Origin of the sequence: Streptococcus mitis, assembly GCF_003942965.1 — a bacterium.
Classification (GTDB): domain Bacteria; phylum Bacillota; class Bacilli; order Lactobacillales; family Streptococcaceae; genus Streptococcus; species Streptococcus mitis_BH.
In genome coordinates this window covers 1-25,060 of the sequence record NZ_RJOG01000024.1, presented here as the reverse complement: position 1 = coordinate 25,060, position 25,060 = coordinate 1, and the positions used below count along the sequence as shown (strand labels likewise).

The following is a 25,060-nucleotide window of genomic DNA, read 5'->3' as shown; positions in this document are numbered from 1 at the left end:
GAATTTATTATTCATAGTGGCTGTGAAATTTTCGGTTATTTTAAGTGTAATCTGATAAACTCTGAACTGTCCTATCAAGAGTCTGGGAATACTGGAATAATCGTTTTTGAACTTAGTCAGAAACTATCAGAAAAAAACTTATCAAAACTCTTGAAATATACGCGACTTATTGATTTTGAGCCATATAGAAAGAGAAAAAATACAAATAAGAATGATAAAATTATCGGTTTCAGAGATAATTTTTCGATAACTTTCAAAGGCTATAGTCAAGATGGACAAGCATTACTGATATATGAGATGGAATATGTTTACAAGGATTGGTACAATAGACCTGTTGATAACCTATACAGTTTTATCAGTGATACCTATTTTTCAGACTTTAAAAATAATAGATGTTTTATTTCTCACGGTCTGATGGCTAGTGTACAACCAGTATAGTTATAACTGGAGAGTGAAGCAAATTGTGAAATCAAATAAAGTTATTTATTAAAAATGTTTATATTAAAAATTATTAAGTCTTTCCATTATATATCTTAACTTTAATTTAGAGCTATGTGAACTATAATTTTATTAGATGAACACCTATAAATTTTGTAGTAACTTAGTTTATAAGGAACTACAAATTTATAAAATATATCACCGCCTCAATACGTTACAAGGAGGAATACCATGCTCGGAGCAATCGTTGGAGACATTGTAGGTTCTGTTTACGAGTGGAACAATATCAAAACAAAGGACTTTCCTTTATTTCGGAAAGACTGCTTTTTCACAGATGACACGGTTATGACCTGTGCAGTCCGCAGAAGCAATCATGAATGGTGGGCAGAAGGATGACTTTATTGATGCGATGAAGAAATATGGCAGACTGTATCCGAATGCTGATTACGGTGCTCGGTTTAATGCATGGCTAAAGAGCGATAACCGTGAGCCTTATAATAGCTTTGGGAATGGATCAGCTATGCGTGTTTCTCCATGCGCTTGGTTAATGGACTGTGATTTTTATGCGAGAACTGGTATGTGGCTATCATCTAGAGGACTTGCGAGTCTTTCTGCAGAGGTAACTCATAATCATCCAGAAGGTGTCAAAGGTGCTATGGCTACAGCTGATGCTATCTTTCTTTGTCGTTTTTACTTTGGTGGTTATTGTAGAGAATACGAGCAACCAATTAATGACAATCCTAGGGAGTGTAAAAGACGGATTAAGGATTATATAGAGAAGACATACGGCTACAATCTATCTCAAACTTTAGATGAAATCCGTCCTAACTATCGTTTTAACGAAACATGTCAAGAAACTGTCCCTCAAGCCATTATTGCCTTTCTTGAAAGTAGAGACTTCGAAGATGCGATAAGAAACGCCATCTCACTTGGTGGCGATAGTGATACACTTGCTGCAGTAACTGGTAGCATTGCCGAGGCAGCTTATGGTATTCCTGATTGGATAAAGGATAATGCCAATTCTTACTTGGATGAACCCTTAAAGGATGTAGTCATTAGATGGGAAAATAGAATAAAAGCGTTTTAATCTCCAGTACGTCATATTTCTCTTTTCCGTATTTTCATTGTATAATAGGATTACATTTACTTGCATACGACGAAATGTAAACATTTTTATTTAAAATTAAGGAGAATATTAATGAAAAAAGCAATGGTAATTATCAACCCTACCTCTGGTGGCGAGAAGGCTTTGGATTACAAAGAAAAACTGGAAAATAAAGCAAAAGAATACTTTGAGCACGTAGAAACCAAAATTACTGAAAAAGCGCTTGATGCAACACATTTTGCTGAAGAAGCTTCTAGTGAGCAGTACGATGCAGTGGTTGTGTTTGGTGGAGATGGGACTGTCAACGAAGTCATTTCGGGTATTGCTGAGAGAGACTACATTCCTAAGTTAGGGATTATCCCAGGCGGTACGGGTAACCTCATTACAAAACTGTTGGAAATCAATCAAGACATCGATGGCGCAATTGATGAACTGGATTTTGATTTAACCAACAAGATTGATATCGGTAAAGCAAATGATAATTATTTTGGTTATATCTTTAGTATCGGTTCACTTCCTGAGGCGATTCACAATGTGGAGATTGAGGACAAGACAAAATTCGGTATTTTAGCCTATGCTGTAAATACCATGAAGTCCGTCATGACGGATCAGGTCTTTAACATTAAGGTTGAAACAGAAAATGGAAATTATGTTGGTGAAGCTAGCCATGTTTTGGTTCTCTTGACAAATTACTTCGCTGATAAGAAAATCTTTGAAGAAAACAAAGACGGCTATGCCAATATTTTGATTCTGAAAGATGCGTCTCTATTCTCCAAATTATCCGTCATTCCTGATTTACTAAAAGGAGATGTTGTCGGCAATGATAATATTGATTATATCAGAGCGCGTAATATTAAGATCTCTTCAGATAGTGAATTGGAGTCAGACGTTGACGGCGATAAATCGGATAACCTACCTGTAGAAATCAAAGTCCTAGCTCAACGAGTTGAAGTATTTTCAAAACCAAAAGAGGATTAGTATATAGAGAAAGCCTTTTTTAAGGCTTTTTGTATACTTTAAAAGATAGTTTTTTAAGAACGGACATTCCTTGCAAATAGTTTACAAAAATAGTATACTGGATTTATTAATTTTGAAAACGTTTGCGTAAAATTTGAATTAATACTTTAGGAGACAAATTGATGGAATTAAGTGCTATTTACCATAGGACTGAGTCGGAGTATGCCTATCTTTATAAGGATAAGAAACTTCATATTCGGATTCGAACTAAGAAAGGGGATATTGAAAGCATCAACTTGCATTATGGTGATCCTTTTATCTTTATGGAGGAGTTTTATCAGGATACAAAAGAAATGTCTAAAATAACTTCTGATGCCTTATTTGATTATTGGCAGGTTAAAGTGTCAGTTGACTTTGCACGTATCCAGTATCTCTTTGAACTCAAGGATACTGAAGGTCAACGTATTTTATATGGCGATAAAGGGTGTGTGGAAAATTCTCTAGAAAATCTTTATGCTATTGGAAATGGATTTAAGTTCCCCTATCTTCATGAGATTGATGCCTGCAAGGTTCCTGACTGGGTTTCAAATACGGTTTGGTATCAGATATTTCCTGAGAGATTTGCCAATGGAAATGCTCTATTAAACCCAGAAGGGACTTTAGACTGGGATTCATCTATCACACCTAATAGTGATGATTTTTTTGGTGGTGATTTACAGGGGATTATTGATCATCTGGATTACTTGCAAGACTTGGGTATTACTGGTCTCTATCTTTGTCCGATTTTTGAATCTACGAGCAATCATAAGTACAATACGACGGATTACTTTGAAATTGACCGTCATTTTGGGGACAAGGAGACCTTTCGGAAATTGGTGGATGAGGCCCATCAGCGTGGCATGCAAATCATGCTGGATGCTGTATTTAACCATATTGGTTCGCAATCGCCTCAATGGCAAGATGTTGTCGAAAATGGTGAGCAATCTGCTTATAGGGATTGGTTCCATATTCAACAATTTCCAGTGACGACTGAAAAGTTAGCCAATAAGAGAGAATTACCTTATCATGCTTTTGGTTTTGAGGACTATATGCCTAAGCTAAATACAGCCAATCCAGAGGTCAAGGACTATCTTTTAAAAGTTGCGACTTATTGGATTGAAGAGTTTAATATCGATGCTTGGCGTTTGGATGTTGCTAATGAGATTGACCATCAGTTTTGGAGGGATTTTCGTAAGGCAGTTTTAGCTAAAAAGCCTGATCTTTATATTTTAGGAGAAGTCTGGCATAGGTCTCAGCCTTGGCTAAATGGCGATGAGTTCCATGCGGTCATGAATTATCCCTTATCTGATAGCATCAAAGAGTATTTCTTACGAGGAATTAAGAAGACGGACCAGTTCATCTATGACATCAATGGCCAATCTATGTATTACAAACAGCAGATTTCAGAGGTCATGTTTAATCTCTTGGATTCGCATGATACAGAACGAATCTTGTGGACGGCCAATGAGGATGTGCAACTGGTTAAATCAGTCCTAGCCTTTCTCTTTTTACAAAAGGGAACACCCTGCATTTATTACGGAACCGAGTTAGCTTTAACCGGGGGACCGGACCCAGATTGTCGACGTTGTATGCCTTGGGAACGTGTATCAAGTGACAATGATATGCTGAATTTCATGAAGCAGCTGATTAATATTAGAAAACAAGCGTCATCAACCATTCAGCATGGCAAGTATAGCCTAAAAGAAATCAAACAAGATATAGTAGCTCTGGAATGGACATACGAAGGCCGGGTCCTTAAAGCGATCTTTAACCAATCAAAAGATGATTATCTTTTAGAGAAAGAAGTTGTAACACTAGCAAGCAATTGCCAAGAATTAGAGAATCAGCTTGTCATCTCTCCAAAAGGATTTGTGATTTTTCATTAAAGAGCAATTATGAGCGACAGGAAAGTTGTAGTATAGAGAAGATTTTACAAACAGACTATTTGTCGTCTTGCTACAAATGATATATAATTTAACATAGAGAAAATAGGAGGACCAATCGAATGGAATTAAAAGATTTTACAGAAAAAGAACAGGAAATGATTAAGAAGGGGCTGACGACGTCTAAGATTAGTGACAAGGAAACTGCTGAAAAGATTCTTGCGCTAGTACCACAAGACTTGATTAAGCGAATTCCGTTTTTTGTAAGAAAACATGCTACGACACGTACGATTAAACGCATTTCAATTGAATACCCTGAACTCTACGCTGCAGCTCAAACAAGTAGTGAAATACCAGAAAAAGAACGCGAAGAATTACGTCAGATTATCACGACTATCTTTGAACAAAAGATGAATAAGCATAGTATTCGTTAAATACAAAATCTGAGAACTAGAGCTTTCTAGTTCTTTTTATATCCGCTTTCACATTATACAGTTTATAAAAACCTATATAAAACATTATATTTCCGAACAAAAGTAGATATTTTTTAAAAAAAGTACTTTACAGAATGTTGGAAGTATGATATAGTAATAAAGCTTAGAAAATGAGATGATGTTTTCTAGCAAATATAAACCCGAGTAAAAAACGCCTACGGACAGGCAGGGTTGAATGCCGAAGCGTGGTTGAAAAACCACATTATTGATAGGGTTAAAAGCCTACTTTTATAAGTTGATGTTAGGACACTTGTCCTAATTCATAAATTTTAGTGTGGTGAAAGCACACGTCATCTTGTGAAACGATCAATAAAGTACGTAATATTTGCTACTAGAGAGTTAGGAAACATCAGGAACAGACATACTCAACAGAAACAAACATAAAAACGTCGGAAGATTGCAGAGCAGGTGAAAACCTGCTCTTTTTTCATGAGTCAACCTTTAGTTCCTTAGTTTTCATAAGGTTCTAAAAATATGGAAAGGAGTATGTCTTGAAAGAGTTAGATCAAAACCAAGCCCCAATTTATGAGGCCTTGGTGAAGTTACGCAAGAAAAGAATTGTTCCCTTTGATGTACCAGGTCACAAACGCGGACGAGGAAATCCAGAACTTGTCGAACTGTTAGGAGAAAAATGTGTAGGCATTGATGTCAATTCGATGAAACCCTTGGATAATTTAGGGCATCCTATTTCGATTATTCGAGATGCAGAGGAGCTGGCGGCGGATGCTTTTGGAGCTAGCCATGCTTTTCTCATGATTGGGGGAACAACTTCATCGGTGCAGACTATGATTCTGTCAACCTGCAAGGCAGGAGATAAGATTATTCTGCCACGTAATGTCCACAAATCTGCTATTAATGCGCTGGTTCTATGTGGTGCCATTCCCATCTATATCGAGATGAGTGTGGATCCTAAGATTGGTATCGCTTTAGGTCTTGAAAATGACCGAGTAGCGCAGGCAATTAAGGAGCATCCAGATGCCAAGGCCATTTTGATTAACAATCCTACTTACTATGGAATTTGTTCAGACCTCAAGGGTTTAACGGAAATGGCTCATGAAGCTGGCATGATGGTTTTAGTGGATGAAGCCCACGGAGCACACTTACATTTTACTGATAAACTTCCATTTTCTGCTATGGATGCAGGCGCTGATATGGCAGCAGTTTCCATGCATAAGTCTGGTGGGAGTTTGACCCAAAGCTCCATTTTACTTATCGGGGAGCAGATGAATCCTGAGTACGTTCGTCAGATTATCAATCTTACCCAGTCAACATCCGCCTCTTACTTGTTGATGGCTAGTTTAGATATTTCACGTCGCAACTTGGCCCTTCGTGGTAAAGAGTCGTTTGAGAAAGTCATTGAGCTATCCGAGTATGCTCGTCGTGAAATTAATGCCATAGGTGGCTACTATGCCTACTCAAAAGAGTTAATAGATGGCGTGTCGGTATGTGATTTTGATGTAACCAAGTTGTCAGTTTACACTCAGGGTATTGGTTTAACAGGTATCGAGGTTTATGACCTCCTACGAGACGAATACGACATCCAGATTGAGTTTGGTGATATTGGCAATATCTTAGCCTATATTTCGATTGGTGACCGCATCCAAGACATCGAGCGCTTGGTCGGTGCTTTGGCTGATATTAAGAGACTCTATTCACGAGATGGGAAGGACTTGATAGCTGGAGAATATATTCAGCCCGGGTTAGTGCTATCTCCGCAAGAAGCCTTCTATTCAGAGAGAAAAAGTTTAACTTTGGATGAGTCTGTTGGACAAGTCTGTGGGGAATTTGTCATGTGCTATCCTCCAGGGATTCCTATCTTGGCTCCTGGTGAACGCATTACACGTGAAATTGTAGACTATATCCAATTTGCCAAGGAACGTGGTTGCTCCCTCCAAGGGACGGAAGATCCCGAGGTCAATCACATCAACGTCATTAAGAGAAAGGAGAACTAGATGGATTTATGGTTTTCTGAAGTTCATACTCCAGATGTCAAATTGTCCCTGAGAACAGCCAAGCAACTCTACGCTGGTAAAAGTGAATGGCAGGATATCGAAGTCTTGGATACGCCAGCTTTTGGAAAGATTTTGATTTTAAATGGGCATGTTTTATTCTCAGATGCGGATGATTTTGTCTACAATGAAATGACCGTCCATGTTCCCATGGCTGTGCACCCAAATCCCAAGAAAGTCTTGGTTATTGGGGGTGGTGACGGTGGTGTTGCTCAAGTATTAACACTTTATCCTGAACTGGAGCAAATCGATATCGTGGAACCAGATGAGATGTTGGTTGAGGTCTGTCGTGAGTATTTCCCAGATTTTGCCGCAGGGTTAGATGACCCTCGTGTTAGCATTTACTACCAAAATGGGCTACGCTTTTTGCGAAACTGTGAAGATGACTACGATATTATCATCAACGATGCGACAGATCCCTTTGGACATACGGAAGGTCTCTTTACCAAAGAATTTTACGGCAATAGTTATCGAGCTCTAAAGGAAGATGGTATCATGATCTATCAGCATGGGAGTCCCTTCTTTGACGAGGATGAGTCAGCTTGCCGAAGCATGCATCGCAAAGTTAATCAAGCCTTTCCAATTAGTCGGGTCTATCAGGCCCACATCCCAACCAGTCCAGCTGGCTATTGGTTGTTTGGATTTGCATCGAAAAAATACCACCCTGTCAAAGATTTTGACAAGGAAGGCTGGAAAAAACGCCAGCTTTTCACAGAATACTACACTGCAAACTTACACGTGGGAGCCTTTATGTTGCCCAAGTATGTTGAGGATATTTTAGAAGAAGAGGAAGGAAAAAAATGAGTCGTTTATTAGTTATTGGATGTGGGGGAGTTGCCCAAGTTGCTATTTCAAAGATTTGCCAAGATAGCGAAACCTTTACAGAGATTATGATTGCTAGCCGTACCAAGTCAAAATGCGATGACTTGAAGGCTAAATTAGAAGGCAAAACGAGTACTAAAATTGAAACTGCAGCACTTGATGCTGACAAGGTTCAAGAAGTCATTGCCTTGATTGAAAGCTACAAGCCAGAAGCCGTTTTGAACGTAGCGCTACCATACCAAGACTTGACTATTATGGATGCTTGTTTGGCTACAGGTGTCCACTATATCGATACAGCTAACTACGAGGCTGAGGATACAGAAGACCCTGAATGGCGTGCTATCTATGAGAAACGTTGTAAGGAACTTGGTTTTACAGCCTACTTTGACTACTCATGGCAATGGGCTTATCAGGAGAAATTCAAAAAAGCAGGATTGACAGCTCTTCTTGGTTCTGGATTTGACCCAGGTGTGACTAGTGTCTTTTCAGCCTATGCCCTCAAACACTATTTTGATGAAATCCACTATATCGATATTTTAGACTGTAATAGTGGTGACCACGGTTATCCATTTGCAACTAACTTTAACCCAGAAATCAATCTCCGTGAGGTTTCAGCACCAGGTTCTTACTGGGAAGATGGAAAATGGGTCGAAGTGGAAGCTATGTCTATCAAGCGCGAGTACGATTTCCCTCAAGTTGGACAAAAAGACATGTATCTCCTTCACCACGAAGAAATCGAATCATTGGCCAAAAATATTCCAGGTGTCAAACGGATTCGTTTCTTTATGACTTTTGGTCAATCTTACTTGACGCACATGAAATGTCTTGAAAATGTTGGACTCCTTCGTACGGATACTATTGATTTCAATGGTCAAGACATCGTTCCAATTCAATTCTTAAAAGCCTTACTTCCAGATCCTGCTAGCCTTGGCCCACGTACTGTAGGTAAAACCAATATCGGCTGTATCTTTACAGGTGTAAAAGATGGCGTTGAAAAGACCATCTATATCTACAATGTTTGCGACCATCAGGAATGTTACGCAGAGGTTGGTTCACAAGCAATTTCATATACAACAGGTGTTCCAGCCATGATTGGGACAAAATTAGTTATGAACGGTACTTGGAAACAAGCTGGAGTGTATAACCTTGAAGAGTTGGATCCAGATCCATTCATGGAAGCTTTGAATGAGTATGGTTTGCCATGGGTTGTGGTTGAAAATCCGCAAATGGTGGACTAATGAAGTTAGAACAAGTACCAACGCCAGCCTATGTCATTGACTTGGCCAAGTTAGAAGCTAATTGCCGCATTCTACAATATGTTCAAGAAGAAGCTGGTTGCAAGGTTTTACTTGCCCAGAAGGCATACTCCCTCTACAAAACCTATCCCTTGATTAGCAAGTATCTATCTGGTACGACAGCCAGTGGACTCTATGAAACTAAGCTAGCTAGAGAAGAATTTCCAGGAGAAGTCCATGTATTTGCGCCTGCTTTCAAGGATGCAGACTTGGATGAATTACTTGAGATAACAGACCATATCGTTTTTAACTCTGAGAGACAGTTGCGTAAACACGGTCCTCGTTGCCGAGATGCTGGTATCAGTGTCGGTTTGCGCCTCAACCCTCAGTGTTCAACTCAAGGAGATCACGCGCTCTATGACCCTTGTGCGCCTGGTTCTCGTTTTGGAGTAACTTCAGACAAGATACCGAGTGATTTGCTGGATTTGGTGGATGGTCTTCATTTTCACACCCTTTGCGAGCAGGGAGCAGATGATTTACAGACAACTTTGAAAGCAGTAGAAGAGCAGTTTGGTTCCTATTTGCATCAAGTTAAATGGCTCAATATGGGGGGCGGACACCACATCACAAGAGAAGGTTACGATGTGGATTTGCTGATTTCAGAAATCAAGCGTATCCGAGAAACTTACAATCTTGAAATCTATATCGAGCCGGGTGAAGCCATTGCGCTCAATGCGGGTTATCTAGCAACTGAAGTTTTGGATATTGTAGAAAACGGTATGGAAATCTTGGTTTTAGACGCCTCTGCGACCTGCCATATGCCTGATGTACTTGAGATGCCCTATCGTCCACCTTTGAGAAATGGCTTTGAGGCACAGGAAAAAGCCCATACCTATAGACTTTCTTCCAATACTTGTCTGACGGGCGATGTGATTGGTGATTATAGCTTTGAAAATCCAGTCCAAATCGGAGACAGACTTTATTTCGAAGACATAGCTATTTACTCATTTGTCAAAAATAATACCTTTAATGGTATTGGATTGCCAAGTCTTTATCTTATGGACGAGCAGGGTGACTGTAGCTTAGTCAAAGCCTTTGGATATCAAGATTTTAAAGGGAGATTATCATGATGGACAGTCCCAAAAAATTAGGCTATCGCATGCCAGCAGAGTACGAACCCCATCATGGTACCCTCATGATATGGCCGACTCGACCAGGATCATGGCCTTTTCAAGGAAAGGCTGCCAAAAGAGCTTTCAGCCAGATTATTAAGACCATAGCAGAAGGGGAAAGAGTCTATCTTTTGGTAGAGCAAGACTACTTAGCTGAAGCCCAAGACTACCTTGGAGATAGCGTTGTTTATTTAGACATTTCCACCAATGATGCCTGGGCGCGTGATACTGGCCCAACCATTCTCCTTAATGATAAAAGGGAAAAGTTGGCAGTAGACTGGTCTTTCAATGCTTGGGGTGGTGCTGTTGATGGTCTTTATCAAGATTATGAAGATGATGACCAAGTAGCCAGCCGTTTTGCTGAGGCCTTGGAAATGCCTGTCTATAATGCTAAACCTTTTGTCCTGGAAGGCGGAGCGATACATAGCGATGGTCAAGGAACCATTCTCGTGACTGAAAGTTGCTTGCTTAGTCCTGGTCGCAATCCTCATCTGACTAAAGAGGAAATTAAGAATACCTTATTAGAGAGCCTTGGCGCTGAAAAAGTTATTTGGCTTCCTTATGGTATTTATCAGGACGAAACCAATGAACACGTTGACAACGTTGCAGCCTTTGTTGGTCCTGCAGAGATTGTTTTGGCTTGGACAGATGATCAAAACGATCCTCAGTATGCCATGTCAAAAGCAGATCTCGAACTCTTAGAACAAGAGACAGATGCAAAAGGTCGTCACTTCACCATTCATAAACTTCCAATTCCAGCCCTTCATCAAGTTGTAACCAAAGAGGATTTGCCAGGCTACATCTATGAAGAAGGAGAAGAAGAGCGATACGCAGGTGAACGACTAGCAGCTTCCTACGTAAACTTTTATATCGCCAATAAGGCTGTCCTTGTTCCCCAGTTTCAAGATGTCAATGACCAAGTAGCCTTAGATATTCTCAGTAAGTGTTTCCCAGACCGTAAAGTTGTCGGAATTCCAGCCAGAGATATTCTTTTAGGTGGTGGCAATATCCACTGTATCACCCAACAAATCCCAGAATAGGAGAAAAAGATGAGAAATGTAAGAGTTGCAGCCATTCAGATGCAATGTGCCAAGGATGTGGCAACAAATATTCAAACAGCGGAGCGCTTAGTACGTCAGGCTGCAGAACAAGGCGCACAAATCATTCTCTTACCAGAGTTGTTTGAACGTCCCTATTTCTGTCAGGAACGTCAGTATGACTACTACCAGCATGCCCAGTCGGTGACAGACAATACAGCTATTCAGCATTTTAAAGTTCTTGCTAAAGAACTACAGGTTGTTCTACCGATTAGTTTCTATGAAAAAGATGGCAATGTCTTGTATAACTCTATTGCCGTTATTGATGCAGATGGGGAAGTGCTGGGCGTTTATCGGAAAACCCACATACCAGATGATCATTATTATCAAGAAAAGTTTTATTTCACGCCCGGTAACACAGGTTTCAAGGTCTGGGATACGCGCTACGCTAAGATTGGTATCGGTATCTGTTGGGATCAATGGTTCCCTGAAACAGCGCGCTGTCTTGCATTAAACGGAGCTGAATTACTCTTTTATCCTACAGCCATCGGTTCAGAGCCTATCTTAGATACAGACAGTTGTGGTCATTGGCAACGTACCATGCAAGGACACGCAGCAGCAAATATTGTTCCAGTTATTGCAGCCAATCGTTATGGATTAGAGGAAGTCACTCCAAGTGAGGAAAATGGTGGACAGAGTTCCAGTCTTAACTTCTACGGTTCATCCTTTATGACGGATGAAACAGGAGCAATTCTAGAGTTAGCCGAAAGACAAGGAGAAGCTGTTCTGTTAGCTACTTATGACCTAGACAAGGGAGCAAGCGAACGCCTAAACTGGGGCTTGTTTCGAGATAGAAGACCAGAAATGTATCAACGAATTACGGACTAGTAGGGAAGAAATGAGAGATTCATTCTGCTAGACTCGTTTTCACTACACTAGTAACTATAGGGATACTAGGTCATCTAGTAAGTGGATTTTATATTTTAACCCTCTAAGGCTTTCTCGCGCTTTTATGCGAGGAGCTTTTCTGTTTAAGCTTTATCAATAAAACATGCTATAATAGTTGCAGAAAGGTTGGTATTTATGGCTAGGATATTGGTTATTGAAGACAATAGTGACATTCAAGAGATTTTGCGAACACTTCTTACTGAGGAGCATGAGGTGGTTCAAGCCTTTTCTGGTACAGAAGGAATCATGCTTTTTGACCAAGGTGGGATTGAGCTCGTTTTGCTAGATATCATGCTTCCTGGGAAAAATGGGGATCAGGTTTTAAAAGCCATCAGGGAACAAAGTCAAATTCCAGTCATTATGCTAACGGCTTTGAGCGATAAGAAGTTAATCAGTCAATACCTCTTAGACGGTGCCAATGATTACATAGTCAAACCTTTTGATTTGGACGAAGTCTTTGCCAGAGTTACTGTTCAATTACGTCAAAGCGCAGAAAAACAGCCTATGGAAATAGGAAAAACTGAAAATCTGCCACAAAACTTGAAAAATATCCAGTTTGATGCAGAAAGTTTTGAAATCAAAAATAGCCAGGAAACCATTCGCCTTGCCAAAAAAGAATGCTTGATTCTCCAAACTCTCCTTAAACACCCTAAGAAAATTTTCACCAAGGAAGAACTTTATGAATTGGTCTGGGAGGATAGCTACCTACCTGGAGATAATACTCTCAATACGCATTTGAGTAATCTTCGTAAAAAATTAAACCAGCTAGACCCAAATCAAGAATATATTGAAACCATCTGGGGAGTTGGGGTAAGATTAAAAGGAGACAAGCAATGACCTACATGATAATCTTTATCCTGCTGGTACTCTTAATTATTTTATCGATTGCATTGATTCGCTACCATCTAGCACTTAAGAGCCTGAGTCAACAGATTGAAGACAAGATTCTCACAGGTAGTATGAAAAGAGTCGGAGTCAGCATTTTTTCCAAACATTTTTTACAACTCTACCAGCAGATTGAGAATCTATTTCAGGAAGTGGAACAGTCTCGGTTGGTGATGAAAAGGGAAAAGCACACTCTGGATATGGCCATCAGCAATATCGCCCATGATATTCGGACACCTTTGACTATCGCTTCAGGCTACACCCAACAATTGATAAAATCTCCTGAAGACAAAGCAGAAACCTTACAAAAAATAGCCCAGCATCTTGATTTAGTTTCCAAACGTTTGGAGGCTCTCCTAGAATACCGTCGTTTGATGGAAGGAGCTGTCAAACCGAAACTGGAAGAAGTGGATCTTTCAGCTTTTATCACCAAAAAGACTCTGGCTTATTATGATGTTTTTCAGGTGGCAAATATCTCGCTTGATTTTAAGGTTGAAGCTGGTCTGAAAATGAGGACTGATGAAGACTTGCTGGATCGAATTTTACAAAATTTGCTTNGAAATGTCCTCAAACATGGCAAGGAAGAAGCGCGTCTATCTTTGCGAAAGGAAAGGGAACAGCTTGTCTTAGAGATTGCAAACCTTGTTAAACAGCCCATCAAAAAAATAGAAAATCTTAGCAATCGTTTTTATTCTGAAAATCTATCAGACACGGAAGAATCCTCTGGTTTAGGCCTTTATATCACTGAGGAATTATGTCATCTTCTCGGTACAGAGATGAAACTAAGCACAGATGGCCAGTGGTTGTCGGTTTTCATTTATTTTTAACGAAATAAACCTCCTCTGTAGGCTAGAGGAGGTCATTTTTTATAGACTTTTCTTTTTGAAAACTGCCAGTCCACTTAGATTAAAGATTACAATAACAGCTAAGGTAACTATAAGTGTATAGAAAATGGATTCACTATTAGCAGTCATTGCATAGAAAAACTGCAATGATAAATATGGCAAAATTTTGATATTTGGAAAAATGAGCATTGGCATAGAAAGTAAGATAGAGCTGACCAAATAACCAATAAATACCGCAATATAAGAATGACTAACATAGAGGATGAAGGAAACAATGGAAAGCCAAGCAAGGAGGCAAAGAAATTGAAGGAAAATGGTTACCAGTAGATTGCCAATAAAGCCATCAGGCATAGTTCCAAATCCATTTAAGATTGTTGCTGGAATAAAGGCAATCACAAGGCTGATGATGACTTGTAAAAGTGCAATACAAGCCAATACAAAGGCTTTCGCTAGAAAAAACTCGGTACGAGAAACCCCTACTGTCAAACTATTTTTATAGAGCTTTCCGATTAAATCAACACCGAGAACTAGACAAGTTAAAACAATACAGAGAAAAACGAGGTTTGAACCTTGACTAGATGCGTTAATCAGGGCTTGTACACCGTCCCAACCATGGGTTGGAATTTCTGGCTCTTCTGTCTGGATTGCCATCAGATGGCCAGTAGCTCCAATACTTGCGCCCATTAGCATGAGAGAAAAGAGAATGAACTCTGTAATCCAAAAACCTTTGGAACGGAAAAGACGGTAAAAGTCTGCTTGAATGGTATGTATCATGATTTTCCTCCTATTCGACCAATTGAGTGAAGTATTCTTCTAGGTTTTGACGGGCGTAGTAAATCTCGTCAATGGCGACATCTGCCAAGGTTAATTCCTTGAGAATCTGTTTGACATCTTGTTCCTGACCAAAGATATGAATTTCATTTTCTGGATTAACAACCTTGAACTGGAGCTGGATTTGTTCTTTCAATACTTGACAAGCTTTCTCTTGATCAGCTGTCTTAAGCACAATATAATCCTCACTTAGTGTTTCAAATTCAGCTTTGCTGATTTCACGGATAATCTTGCCTTGATCTAAAATACCAAAACGATTAGCTAGGAGATAGAGTTCTGACAAGATATGGCTAGAGATGAGAATGGTGATCCCTTTTTCTTGATTGAGCCGTTGAATCATTAGTCGAAATTCTTTGATTCCGATTGGGTCGAGACCGTTGATAGGTTCATCTAAAATCAGGAAGTCTGGTTTAGATAGAAGGGCAATGGCGATACCAAGTCTTTGTTTCATTCCTAGCGAGAAATCACGAAAGACTTTTTTACCTGTATCTGGCAAACCTACATAGTCCAGCGTTTCTCGAATAACTTGATCAGCATTTGGAATATGACGAATCATACAGTAATATTTCAGATTTTGATAGGCTGTTAAGTGATTATGAGCTACGGGTGATTCGATAACAGAACCTACTCGAGATAGAGCCTTGGTCCACTCATTTTCCGATTGACTAGAAAAGAGGGAAACAGTCCCTTTATCCGCAAACAGTAGTTGCGTAATAATTTTTATTAAGGTGGTTTTCCCAGCTCCGTTCTTTCCGATAAGTCCATAAATATCTCCCTCTCTTATCGTTAAATGAAGATCCTGAAGAATAGCTTGTTTGTCAAAGTTTTTGGACAATCCATGAATGTCAAGTACTGTTTTCATGATTCTCTCCTTTTGATTGATTTTGATAATTTTAGTATAAAGCATAGGAATCAAAGAAAGCTCAAGCATTTCTAAAGAGTTTCTAAAGTTTTAGGAATTCTTAAATATCAAAACCCAGTTTATATGAACTGGGCTTCTTGATTATAAAATATATTTCTCAATGGCACGCGCGACGCCGTCTTCTTCGTTGCTTGCTGTAACATCATCAGCTAGGGATTTGACATAATCGCTGGCATTTCCCATTGCAATGCCAAGCCCTGCAAACTGAAGCATTTCGATATCGTTATTGGCATCGCCCATGGCCATAATCTCCGAGGGCTCAATCTTCAAAATCTCTGCTAGTCGAGAAAGAGCAGTAGCCTTTGTCGTCCCAAGTGGCATCGCTTCATAAATGACAGGCTGCGAACGAACTCCACTGAATCGTTGGCAGAGTTCCTCAGCAAAACGCTCCTCAAAATCATCTGTTTTCTCTTTTGTACCCAAAAACATACCTTGGAACATACGGTACTTACCACTAGTCGCTTCCTCAAGGGAAATTTCAGTCAGGTCTGAAAAGACTAGTTTGGCGTCATTCTGAACGATTTCATTAGGCTTGCCACCGAGGACAAAATAATGCTCCTCATCAAAAAGAGTCAACTGAACATCACTTTTTTCAGCTAGGTCATAGAGGTATTCAATGTCTGCTGGACTAAGTTCTTGCCAGTCAACTAGTCCCCAGTCACTTGTCTGGTGAGTTGAACAACCGTTGTTAACAATCACATACTCATTCTGGAGGTCAAGCCCCAGTTTTTTGTAGTAGGGGAGGACACCGAAAAGCGGGCGACCCGTACAGAGAACCAGTTTGACACCTTTTTTAATAGCTTGGTGAATGGCTGTGATGTGAGCTTGTGGGATTTCCTTGGCTTCATTGAGGAGAGTTCCGTCCATATCCAAGGCTAGTAGTTTAATCATAAGACTTCCTTCTTTTTCTTTTGGTATTATTATAGCATACTTTAGAGTAAAGGAGGAGGAATCTTCGGGCTAATCATGGTATAATAAAAGGTAATGAAAAATTCTAACGAGGCAGAGATGAAATTATTTTATACAGATATTCGGACTTCTTTGACAGAAATTCTAACCAGGGAGGCTGAAGAGCTAGTTGCTGTGGGCAAGCGGGTCTTCTACATCGCTCCCAACTCTCTTTCTTTTGAAAAGGAACGCGCCGTGCTGGAATGCTTGTCCCAGCAGGCTTCTTTTGCGATTACCGTCACGCGCTTTGCTCAAATGGCTCGTTACCTGGTCTTGAATGATTTACCAGCTAAAACTAGTCTAGATGATATTGGTCTTGGGATGGCCTTTTATAAGTGCCTTGCGGAACTTGATCCCAAGGACTTACGTGTTTATGGTGCGATTAAGCAGGATCCTCAGTTTATCCAGCAGTTGATTGAGCTTTATCACGAGATGACGACTGCTCAGATGAGTTTTTTAGACTTGGAAAGTTTGGCAGATGAGGACAAGCGAGCAGACTTGCTCTTGATTTTTGAGAAAGTAACTACCTATCTCAATCAAGGCCAGTTGGCTCAGGGAAGTCAGTTGTCCCATTTGATTGAGGCTATTGAGGATGACAAAGTAAGTAGTGATTTTAGCCAGATTGCCTTAGTCATTGATGGATTTACCCGTTTTTCTGCTGAGGAAGAGCGGATTGTGGACCTACTTCATGACAAGGGTGTTGAGATTGTCATTGGAGCTTATGCGAGTAAGAAATCTTATACCAGTCCATTCTCTGAAGGCAATCTCTATCAAGCCAGTGTGGAGTTTCTCCATCATCTAGCCTTTAAATACCAAACACCTGCCCAGGATTATTCTCAAACTCATGAGAAGATGGATAGCTTTGACAAGGCCTCTCGTTTGCTGGAGTCTTCTTATGACTTTTCAGAATTAACATTGGATGTCGATGAGAAGGATCGTGAAAACTTACAAATCTGGTCTTGCTTGACGCAAAAGGAAGAGTTGGAGCTAGTAGCCCGTAGCATTCGTCAGAAATTGCATGCCAATCCAGAACTGAGTTACAAGCATTTTCGTATTCTCTTGGGGGATGTAGATTCTTATCAATTATCTCTCAAAACGATTTTTGACCAGTATCAGATTCCTTTCTATCTTGGTAGAAGCGAATCCATGGCTCACCATCCCTTGACACAGTTTGTTGAGTCTATTTTGGCTTTGAAACGCTATCGTTTCCGTCAGGAGGACTTGATTAACCTTCTTAGAACAGGTTTGTATACCGACCTTAGTCAGGCTGATATTGATGCTTTTGAGCAATATATCCGCTATCTTGGTATCAATGGCTTGCCAGCCTTTCAGCAAACCTTTACCAAATCCCACCATGGAAAATTTGATTTAGAACGTTTAAATGCTCTTCGTCTGCGTATTTTAACACCTCTTGAGACTCTTTTTGCTAGCCGAAAACAAAAGGCTGAAAATCTCTTGCAAAAGTGGAACTCTTTTCTAAAAGAAAGTTCAGTAACCAAGCAGTTACAAGATTTGACAGCTACTATGGAAACTCTTGAACAGGAAAGACAGGCCGAAGTTTGGAAGGCTTTCTGTCATGTTTTAGAACAATTTGCGTCTGTTTTTGCTGGTTCACAGATTAGTCTAGAGGACTTCCTAGCCTTGCTCCATTCTGGAATGAGTTTGTCCCAATACCGCACCATTCCAGCAACAGTGGACACCGTTCTGGTGCAAAGTTACGATTTGATTGCGCCACTGACTGCTGATTTTGTCTACGCTATTGGGCTGACTCAGGACAATTTACCAAAAATCGCGCAAAACACCAGTCTTTTGACAGACGAAGAAAGACAGAGACTAAACCAAGCGACAGAAGATGGGGCACAATTGCTGATTGCCAGCAGTGAAAATCTCAAGAAAAATCGCTACACTATGCTTTCCTTGATCAATTCTGCTCGTAAGCAGTTGGTCTTGTCGGCTCCAAGCCTTTTTAACGAAAGTGAAAGCAAGGAATCTGCCTATCTTCAAGAGTTGGTCAATTTTGGATTTAGGCGGAAAGAGAAGAGGATGAATCACAAAGGGCTGTCTAAGGAAGATATGGGGTCCTATCACAGTCTTTTGTCGAGTCTGGTTGCCTATCACCAGCAGGGCGAGACGAGTGATACTAAGCAAGATTTGACCTTTGTCAAGGTTCTGGCGCGTGTGATGGGTAAAAAACTAGACCAGCAAGGTTTGGAAAATCCAGCCCTCCCAACCAGTCCAAGCAGTAAGCAGTTGGCTAAAGACACATTACAAGCTCTCTATCCTACTGATCAGGAGTTTTACCTGTCTACCTCTGGTTTGATGGAGTTTTACCGAAACCAATACAGTTATTTCCTCCGCTACGTTTTAGGCTTGCAAGAGGAATTACGTCTACGTCCTGATGCCCGTAGTCACGGAAATTTCTTGCACCGTATTTTTGAACGCGCCTTGCAGTTGCCTGACGAAGATTCCTTTGACAATCGTCTAGAACAAGCTATCCAAGAAACCAGTCAAGAACGCGAATTTGAAGCTATTTATCAAGAAAGTTTGGAAGCCCAGTTTACCAAGGAAGTTTTGCTTGATGTTGCACGGACGACTGGACATATTCTCAGACACAATCCAGCCATCGAAACCATCAAAGAGGAAGCGAATTTTGGCGGCAAAGACCAAGCCTTTATTCAATTGGACAGTGGTCGCAGTGTCTTTGTACGAGGTAAGGTTGACCGCATTGACCGTTTGAAAGCTGATGGGGCGATAGGAGTAGTAGACTACAAGTCTAGTCTAACTCAGTTCCAGTTTCCTCATTTCTTTAATGGGCTCAATTCCCAGTTGCCAACCTATCTAGCTGCCCTAAAAAGAGAAGGGGAGCAGAACTTTTTCGGTGCCATGTACTTGGAAATGGCTGAGCCTGTCCAATCTCTGATGGCCGTTAAAAGTCTGGAAGGTGCAGTAGTAGAAGCTAGCAAGTCAATGAAATATCAAGGCCTCTTTTTAGAAAAAGAAAGCAGTCATTTGGGTGAATTTTACAACAAAAACAAAGCTAATCAGCTGACGGATGAGGAATTCCAGCTCCTACTGGACTACAATGCCCATCTTTACAAGAAAGCAGCTGAGAAAATTTTAGCAGGTCAGTTCGCCATTAACCCTTATACCGAAAATGGCAGAAGCATTGCACCGTATGTTCAGCAACATCAAGCCATCACAGGATTTGAAGCCAATTACCACTTGGGCCAAGCCCGTTTTCTAGAAAAGTTGGACTTAACTGATGGCAAGCGTCTGGTCGGAGAAAAACTCAAGCAAGCTTGGTTTGAAAAAATAAGAGAGGAGTTGAATCGATGAAGCCTATTCCCTTTTTAAGTGAGGAGGAGATTCAAAAATTGCAAGAAGCAGAAGCGCATTCGAGTAAGGAACAGAAGAAAACTGCCGAGCAAATCGAAGCTATCTACACTTCTGGCCAGAATATCCTGGTCTCAGCATCGGCTGGTTCTGGGAAGACTTTTGTCATGGCAGAGCGCATTCTAGATCAGTTAGCGCGTGGTGTCGAAATTTCTCAACTCTTTATTTCAACCTTTACCGTCAAGGCTGCCACCGAGCTTAAAGAACGTTTGGAGAAAAAAATCAGCCAACAAATCCAAGAAAGTAGCGATGTTGACCTCAAACAGCACTTGGGGCGCCAGTTGGCAGACCTACCCAACGCTGCCATCGGAACCATGGACTCTTTTACCCAAAAATTCCTTGGCAAACATGGCTATCTGATTGATATTGCGCCTAATTTCCGTATTTTACAAAATCAAAGCGAGCAACTCCTTCTAAAAAACGAAGTCTTTCATGAGGTCTTTGAAGCCCATTACCAAGGTAAACAGAAAGAGACCTTTAGTCATTTGCTGAAAAACTTTGCTGGACGTGGCAAGGATGAACGGGGGCTACGCCAGCAAGTCTATAAAATCTATGACTTTCTCCAATCCACCAGCAACCCTCAAAAGTGGCTGAGTGAATCTTTCCTCAAAGGCTTTGAAAAAGCTGATTTTACCAGTGAAAAAGAAAGACTGACTGAGCAAATCAAACAAGCCCTTTGGGACTTGGAAAGTTTCTTCCGTTATCATCTAGATAATGACGCCAAGGAGTTTGCAAAGGCTCCTTATTTAGAAAATGTTCAGTTAGTTCTGGATGAAATTGGCTCTTTAAATCAAGAGTCCGATAGTCAGGCTTATCAAGCAGTACTTGCGCGTGTTGTCGCAATTTCGAAAGAGAAAAACGGTCGAGCTCTGACTAATGCCAGCCGTAAGGCTGATTTGAAGCCGCTGGCTGATGCTTACAACGAAGAGAGAAAGACCCAGTTTGCTAAACTAGGACAACTGTCAGACCAGATAACCATTCTCGACTATCAAGAACGTTATCATGGAGATACATGGGAACTAGCTATAACCTTCCAAGCCTTTATGAGTGATTTTGTAGAGGCCTATCGTGAACGTAAGCGCCAGGAAAACACCTTTGAATTCGCTGACATCAGCCATTACACCATTGAGATTTTAGAGAATTTCCCGCAAGTTCGTGAGGCTTATAAGGAGCGTTTCCACGAAGTCATGGTCGATGAGTATCAAGATACCAACCATATTCAAGAACGGATGCTGGAATTGCTGTCTAATGGCCACAATCGCTTTATGGTGGGAGATATCAAGCAGTCCATCTACCGATTCCGTCAGGCAGATCCCCAGATTTTCAATGAAAAGTTCCAACGCTATGCGCAAAATCCAAAAGAGGGCAAGCTCATTCTCCTCAAAGAAAATTTCCGTAGTAGTTCAGAAGTGCTGTCAGCTACCAATGATGTTTTTGAGCGTCTTATGGACCAAGAAGTCGGTGAAATCAACTATGATAACATGCACCAGCTTGTTTTTGCCAATACCAAACTGACTCCCAATCCAGACAACAAGGCAGAATTTATCCTCTACGACAAGGACGATACAGGTGAGGAAGAAGAGAACCAAACAGAAACGAAACTAACAGGCGAAATGCGCTTGGTTATCAAGGAAATCCTTAAACTCCATAAGGAACAAGGTGTTGCCTTTAAAGAAATCTCTCTTCTGACCTCCAGTCGCAGTCGTAATGACCAGATTCTCCTCGCCCTGTCTGAGTACGGGATTCCTGTCAAAACTGACGGAGAGCAAAACAATTATCTCCAATCCCTAGAAGTGCAAGTCATGCTGGACACCCTTCGTGTCATTCACAATCCCCTACAAGACTATGCCTTGGTTGCCCTTATGAAGTCTCCAATGTTTGGCTTTGATGAGGACGAGTTAGCACGGTTATCTCTTCAGAAAGCAGAGGATAAAGTCCAAGAAAATCTCTATGAAAAACTGATCAATGCACAAAAAATGGTAACAAGCCAGAAAAACTTGATTCACACAGCTCTAGCTGAGAAACTAAAGCAATTCATGGATATCTTGGCTTCTTGGCGCTTGTATGCCAAAACCCACTCCCTCTATGACCTGATTTGGAAGATTTATAATGACCGTTTTTATTATGACTATGTTGGGGCTTTGCCAAATGGTCCTGCTAGACAGGCAAATCTCTATGCCCTAGCACTGCGTGCTGATCAATTTGAAAAGAGCAATTTTAAAGGTTTGTCGCGTTTTATTCGTATGATTGATCAGGTTTTAGAAGCCCAGCACGATTTGGCAAGCGTTGCAGTTGCACCGCCAAAAGATGCAGTAGAGCTCATGACTATCCACAAGAGTAAAGGGCTGGAGTTTCCTTACGTCTTTATCCTCAATATGGATCAGGATTTTAACAAGCAAGACTCTATGTCAGAGGTCATTCTCAGCCGTAAAAATGGTCTTGGTGTCAAGTATATTGCCAAGATGGAGACAGGAGCAGTGGAAGATCACTATCCTAAAACCATCAAGCTCTCTATTCCTAGCCTGACCTATAGGCAGAATGAAGAGGAATTACAGCTGGCAAGTTATTCAGAGCAGATGCGTCTGCTGTATGTTGCCATGACGAGGGCTGAGAACAAGCTCTATCTTGTCGGCAAGGGTTCTCGTGAAAAGCTGGAAGCCAAGGAATACCCAGCAGCTAAAAATGGAAAACTAAATAGCAACACTAGACTGCAAGCCAAGAATTTCCAAGATTGGATTTGGGCTATCAGTAAAGTATTTGCCAAGGATCATCTCAACTTTAGCTATCGTTTTGTTGGTGAAGATCAGCTGACCAGAGAAGCTATCGGAGAGTTGGAAAACAAGAGCCCTCTACAAGATAGCTCCCAAGCAGACAATCGTCAGTCTGAAACTATTAAAGAAGCTCTTGAAATGCTGAAAGAAGTGGAAGTATATAATACTCTTCACCGTGCAGCCATTGAACTTCCTAGTGTTCAAACCCCAAGTCAAATCAAGAAATTCTACGAACCAGTTATGGATATGGAAGGTGTCGAGATTGCAGGTCAAGGCCAGTCAGTAGATAAGAAAATCAACTTTGATTTGCCAGATTTTTCAACCAAAGAAAAGGTAACAGGAGCTGAGATTGGTAGTGCTACCCACGAACTCATGCAGAGAATTGACCTCAGCCAGCGACCAACACTTGCTAGCCTGACAGAAACTCTCAAACAAGTTCAAACCAGCCAAGTTATCAGAGACAAGATCAATCTTGCTAAAATTCTTGCATTCTTTGACACAGCACTCGGTCAGGAAATTCTCGCTAATACCAACCATCTTTATCGCGAGCAACCTTTCTCCATGCTCAAACGAGACCAAAAGAGTCAGGAAGACTTTGTTGTCCGTGGTATCCTTGATGGCTATCTACTTTACGAAGACAAAATTGTTCTGTTCGACTATAAGACAGATCGCTATGATGACCCAAATCAACTCATAGACCGTTATCGTGGTCAGTTAGCCCTATACGGAGAGGCTTTATCTCGAGCCTATTCGATTGAAAATATTGAAAAATACTTGATTTTACTCGGTAAAGACGAGGTTCAAGTTGTAAAAGTATAATTTATACTCTTCGAAAATCTCTTCAAACTACGTCAGCTTCACCTTTCCGTAGATATGCTCACTGACTTCGTCAGTCTTATCTACAACCTCAAAACTGTGTTTTGAGCAACCTGCGGCTAGCTTCCTAGTTTGCTCTTTGATTTTCATTGAGTATTAGAAAGGAGACCTCATGACACTTCCAGTTAGAAAATCCCTACATGATGCTGTTTTACAGGCTTCAAAAGCTGATACTTGGGAACAAGCTACCAAGGAATGGAATGAAGTTTCCTTGATTTTTAACGGCATCGGCCGTAGCAATTGTGTCTGTGGAAATGCTATCAAATACGCCTACGAACTCTTTAACGGAGTGACTGGTCAACGACTATTTCCTATAGGCAGCGACTGCGTCAGACACTTTCATCAATTGACCCTTGACCAGCAACTGGATGAGGAAGAAAAACTGCTCAGAAAGGTTGAAAATCTGACCAGAAAAGCCCAGAAAAAGGAAAAAATCAAGATCAATAAAAGTGACTTTGACGAACAACTTCTAAAATGGCTCTGGGAAAAAGGTGTTTTTAAACCCAATCGTGGAAATCAGTTCTCACCTGAGAAAGACTACCAGCTTTTCTTAGAAGTCTTTCAGGGAGGAAGTTGGACCAAGGCAGAACCTAAGAAGAAAGCTCGGATGGAAGAAGTCCTTGAAAAGTGTATCAAACCCTTTTTACTTGGCAAATCAGATGACCAACTCTATCTTGTCAAGCTAGGCAAGGAGAAAATTGACTACGAACAGGAACTCCGTATCCAGGCAGAGAAAGAGCGTAAGAAGAGAGATAAAATCGCCAAGCAGTATGCAGACAATCTAGTCCTAGCCATGGGCCCAGCAGAGCGTGCCTATCAAGATTACTTTGGCTTTACGGAGACACTGACTCAAGAAGAACGCAAGTGGGAAAAAATTCTTTTTGGTAAAAATAGGACAGAACGGGCTGTCAAGGCCAAACAATACCAAAAAGAGCTGGAAAAAGACCAACGAATTGCTAGTCAGGATCCAATTGAAAGAAAGCAGAAGCAGACCTGGCTCCTCAATTCCTATTTCCGTGAGCTTCCTGAAGAAAAATCTAGATTTGCTCGGCTCTTATTAGAATATCGAAAAAGTGGAGAAGTGCCCTTTTCAACTGAATATCTGTCAGACCATCTGCTCGACTTTTTCTATAAAATGAAAGCCTTTGAGTTTGAAATCGCACCAGAACAAGTCCGATATTTTCTAAAAGATAGTCTCCAGGCAGATCATCTCTCCTCAGCACAGGAAAGCTGGATAGAGGGAATTCTCATCAACTGTATCAAACCATTTTTAGAACGATTATTGATATAACTAACACCTACCNTGGAANTTCCANGGTAGGTGTTAGTTATAATAGTCAGTATCATTCTCTACAGGTTTAATAGAAAAAGGAATTTACTTATGCATATATATTTTATTGCATTGGATAACTTTTAAAATATTACAAGAATAACTAGCTTATTTTTAGGT

The 25,060-nt window shown here is 40.7% G+C and carries 18 protein-coding genes and 1 pseudogene; 16 read left to right on the top strand and 3 right to left on the bottom strand.

Annotated features, from left to right (window positions below; genetic code table 11):
- The 13 genes and pseudogenes from D8837_RS09535 to D8837_RS07580 form a co-directional block, all read left to right on the top strand.
- Positions 1 to 438, top strand: a 438-nt coding sequence (locus D8837_RS09535; protein ID WP_185755691.1) for a hypothetical protein, incomplete at its 5' end; no start/stop codon positions are given.
- Between the two features lie 231 nt (positions 439 to 669).
- Positions 670 to 1,525: pseudogene (locus D8837_RS07635) on the top strand (ADP-ribosylglycohydrolase family protein).
- 111 nt (positions 1,526 to 1,636) lie between these two features.
- Positions 1,637 to 2,521, top strand: coding sequence for a diacylglycerol/lipid kinase family protein (locus D8837_RS07630; RefSeq protein ID WP_125456682.1), 885 nt, complete (start codon positions 1,637 to 1,639; stop codon positions 2,519 to 2,521).
- Positions 2,522 to 2,682: 161 nt separating this feature from the next.
- Positions 2,683 to 4,425 carry a glycoside hydrolase family 13 protein gene (locus tag D8837_RS07625; RefSeq protein WP_125456681.1) on the top strand — a complete coding sequence of 581 codons (1,743 nt, stop codon included), beginning with the start codon at positions 2,683 to 2,685 and terminating at the stop codon, positions 4,423 to 4,425.
- A gap of 119 nt (positions 4,426 to 4,544) precedes the next feature.
- Positions 4,545 to 4,856 carry a hypothetical protein gene (locus D8837_RS07620; RefSeq protein WP_125456680.1) on the top strand — a complete coding sequence of 104 codons (312 nt, stop codon included), beginning with the start codon at positions 4,545 to 4,547 and terminating at the stop codon, positions 4,854 to 4,856.
- 551 nt (positions 4,857 to 5,407) lie between these two features.
- Positions 5,408 to 6,868 carry an aminotransferase class I/II-fold pyridoxal phosphate-dependent enzyme gene (locus tag D8837_RS07615; RefSeq protein ID WP_125456679.1) on the top strand — a complete coding sequence of 487 codons (1,461 nt, stop codon included), beginning with the start codon at positions 5,408 to 5,410 and terminating at the stop codon, positions 6,866 to 6,868.
- Entirely contained in the window at positions 6,869 to 7,729 is an 861-nt protein-coding gene (speE, locus tag D8837_RS07610) for a polyamine aminopropyltransferase (protein WP_125456678.1), read from the top strand.
- Positions 7,726 to 8,985 carry a saccharopine dehydrogenase family protein gene (locus D8837_RS07605; protein ID WP_125456677.1) on the top strand — a complete coding sequence of 420 codons (1,260 nt, stop codon included), beginning with the start codon at positions 7,726 to 7,728 and terminating at the stop codon, positions 8,983 to 8,985. The genes speE and D8837_RS07605 overlap by 4 nt, the downstream gene beginning before the upstream one ends.
- Entirely contained in the window at positions 8,985 to 10,112 is a 1,128-nt protein-coding gene (nspC, locus tag D8837_RS07600) for a carboxynorspermidine decarboxylase (protein WP_125456676.1), read from the top strand. The genes D8837_RS07605 and nspC overlap by 1 nt, the downstream gene beginning before the upstream one ends.
- Positions 10,109 to 11,194: an agmatine deiminase gene (gene aguA / locus D8837_RS07595; protein ID WP_125456675.1), complete on the top strand. Its 1,086-nt coding sequence runs from the start codon at positions 10,109 to 10,111 to the stop codon at positions 11,192 to 11,194. The genes nspC and aguA overlap by 4 nt, the downstream gene beginning before the upstream one ends.
- A gap of 9 nt (positions 11,195 to 11,203) precedes the next feature.
- Positions 11,204 to 12,079: an N-carbamoylputrescine amidase gene (gene aguB / locus D8837_RS07590; RefSeq protein WP_125456674.1), complete on the top strand. Its 876-nt coding sequence runs from the start codon at positions 11,204 to 11,206 to the stop codon at positions 12,077 to 12,079.
- 195 nt (positions 12,080 to 12,274) lie between these two features.
- A complete protein-coding gene (locus D8837_RS07585) occupies positions 12,275 to 12,976 on the top strand; it encodes a response regulator transcription factor (RefSeq protein WP_125456673.1) in 702 nt (233 codons plus the stop codon).
- A complete protein-coding gene (locus D8837_RS07580; protein ID WP_125456672.1) occupies positions 12,973 to 13,851 on the top strand; it encodes a sensor histidine kinase in 879 nt (292 codons plus the stop codon). Before D8837_RS07585 ends, D8837_RS07580 begins: the two co-directional genes overlap by 4 nt.
- 39 nt (positions 13,852 to 13,890) lie before the next feature.
- On the opposite strand, the gene D8837_RS07575 is transcribed toward D8837_RS07580, so the two are convergent.
- The 3 genes from D8837_RS07575 to D8837_RS07565 form a co-directional block, all read right to left on the bottom strand.
- Positions 13,891 to 14,643 carry an ABC transporter permease gene (locus D8837_RS07575; RefSeq protein ID WP_125456671.1) on the bottom strand — a complete coding sequence of 251 codons (753 nt, stop codon included), beginning with the start codon at positions 14,641 to 14,643 and terminating at the stop codon, positions 13,891 to 13,893.
- Positions 14,644 to 14,653: 10 nt separating this feature from the next.
- Positions 14,654 to 15,562: an ABC transporter ATP-binding protein gene (locus D8837_RS07570; RefSeq protein WP_125456670.1), complete on the bottom strand. Its 909-nt coding sequence runs from the start codon at positions 15,560 to 15,562 to the stop codon at positions 14,654 to 14,656.
- Between the two features lie 141 nt (positions 15,563 to 15,703).
- Entirely contained in the window at positions 15,704 to 16,513 is an 810-nt protein-coding gene (locus D8837_RS07565) for a Cof-type HAD-IIB family hydrolase (RefSeq protein ID WP_125456669.1), read from the bottom strand.
- A 117-nt stretch (positions 16,514 to 16,630) separates the two neighbouring features.
- On the opposite strand from D8837_RS07565, the gene rexB reads away from it, so the two are divergent.
- The 3 genes from rexB (at position 16,631) to D8837_RS07550 (ending at position 24,901) form a co-directional block, all read left to right on the top strand.
- On the top strand, positions 16,631 to 19,906 hold the full coding sequence (gene rexB / locus D8837_RS07560; protein ID WP_125456668.1) for an ATP-dependent nuclease subunit B: 3,276 nt from the start codon (positions 16,631 to 16,633) through the stop codon (positions 19,904 to 19,906).
- Positions 19,903 to 23,553 (top strand): helicase-exonuclease AddAB subunit AddA, encoded by a 3,651-nt coding sequence (gene addA / locus D8837_RS07555; RefSeq protein ID WP_125456667.1) that lies wholly within the window; start codon positions 19,903 to 19,905, stop codon positions 23,551 to 23,553. The genes rexB and addA overlap by 4 nt, the downstream gene beginning before the upstream one ends.
- Positions 23,554 to 23,722: 169 nt before the next feature.
- Positions 23,723 to 24,901, top strand: coding sequence for a hypothetical protein (locus D8837_RS07550; protein WP_125456666.1), 1,179 nt, complete (start codon positions 23,723 to 23,725; stop codon positions 24,899 to 24,901).
- Positions 24,902 to 25,060 lie beyond the last annotated feature (159 nt).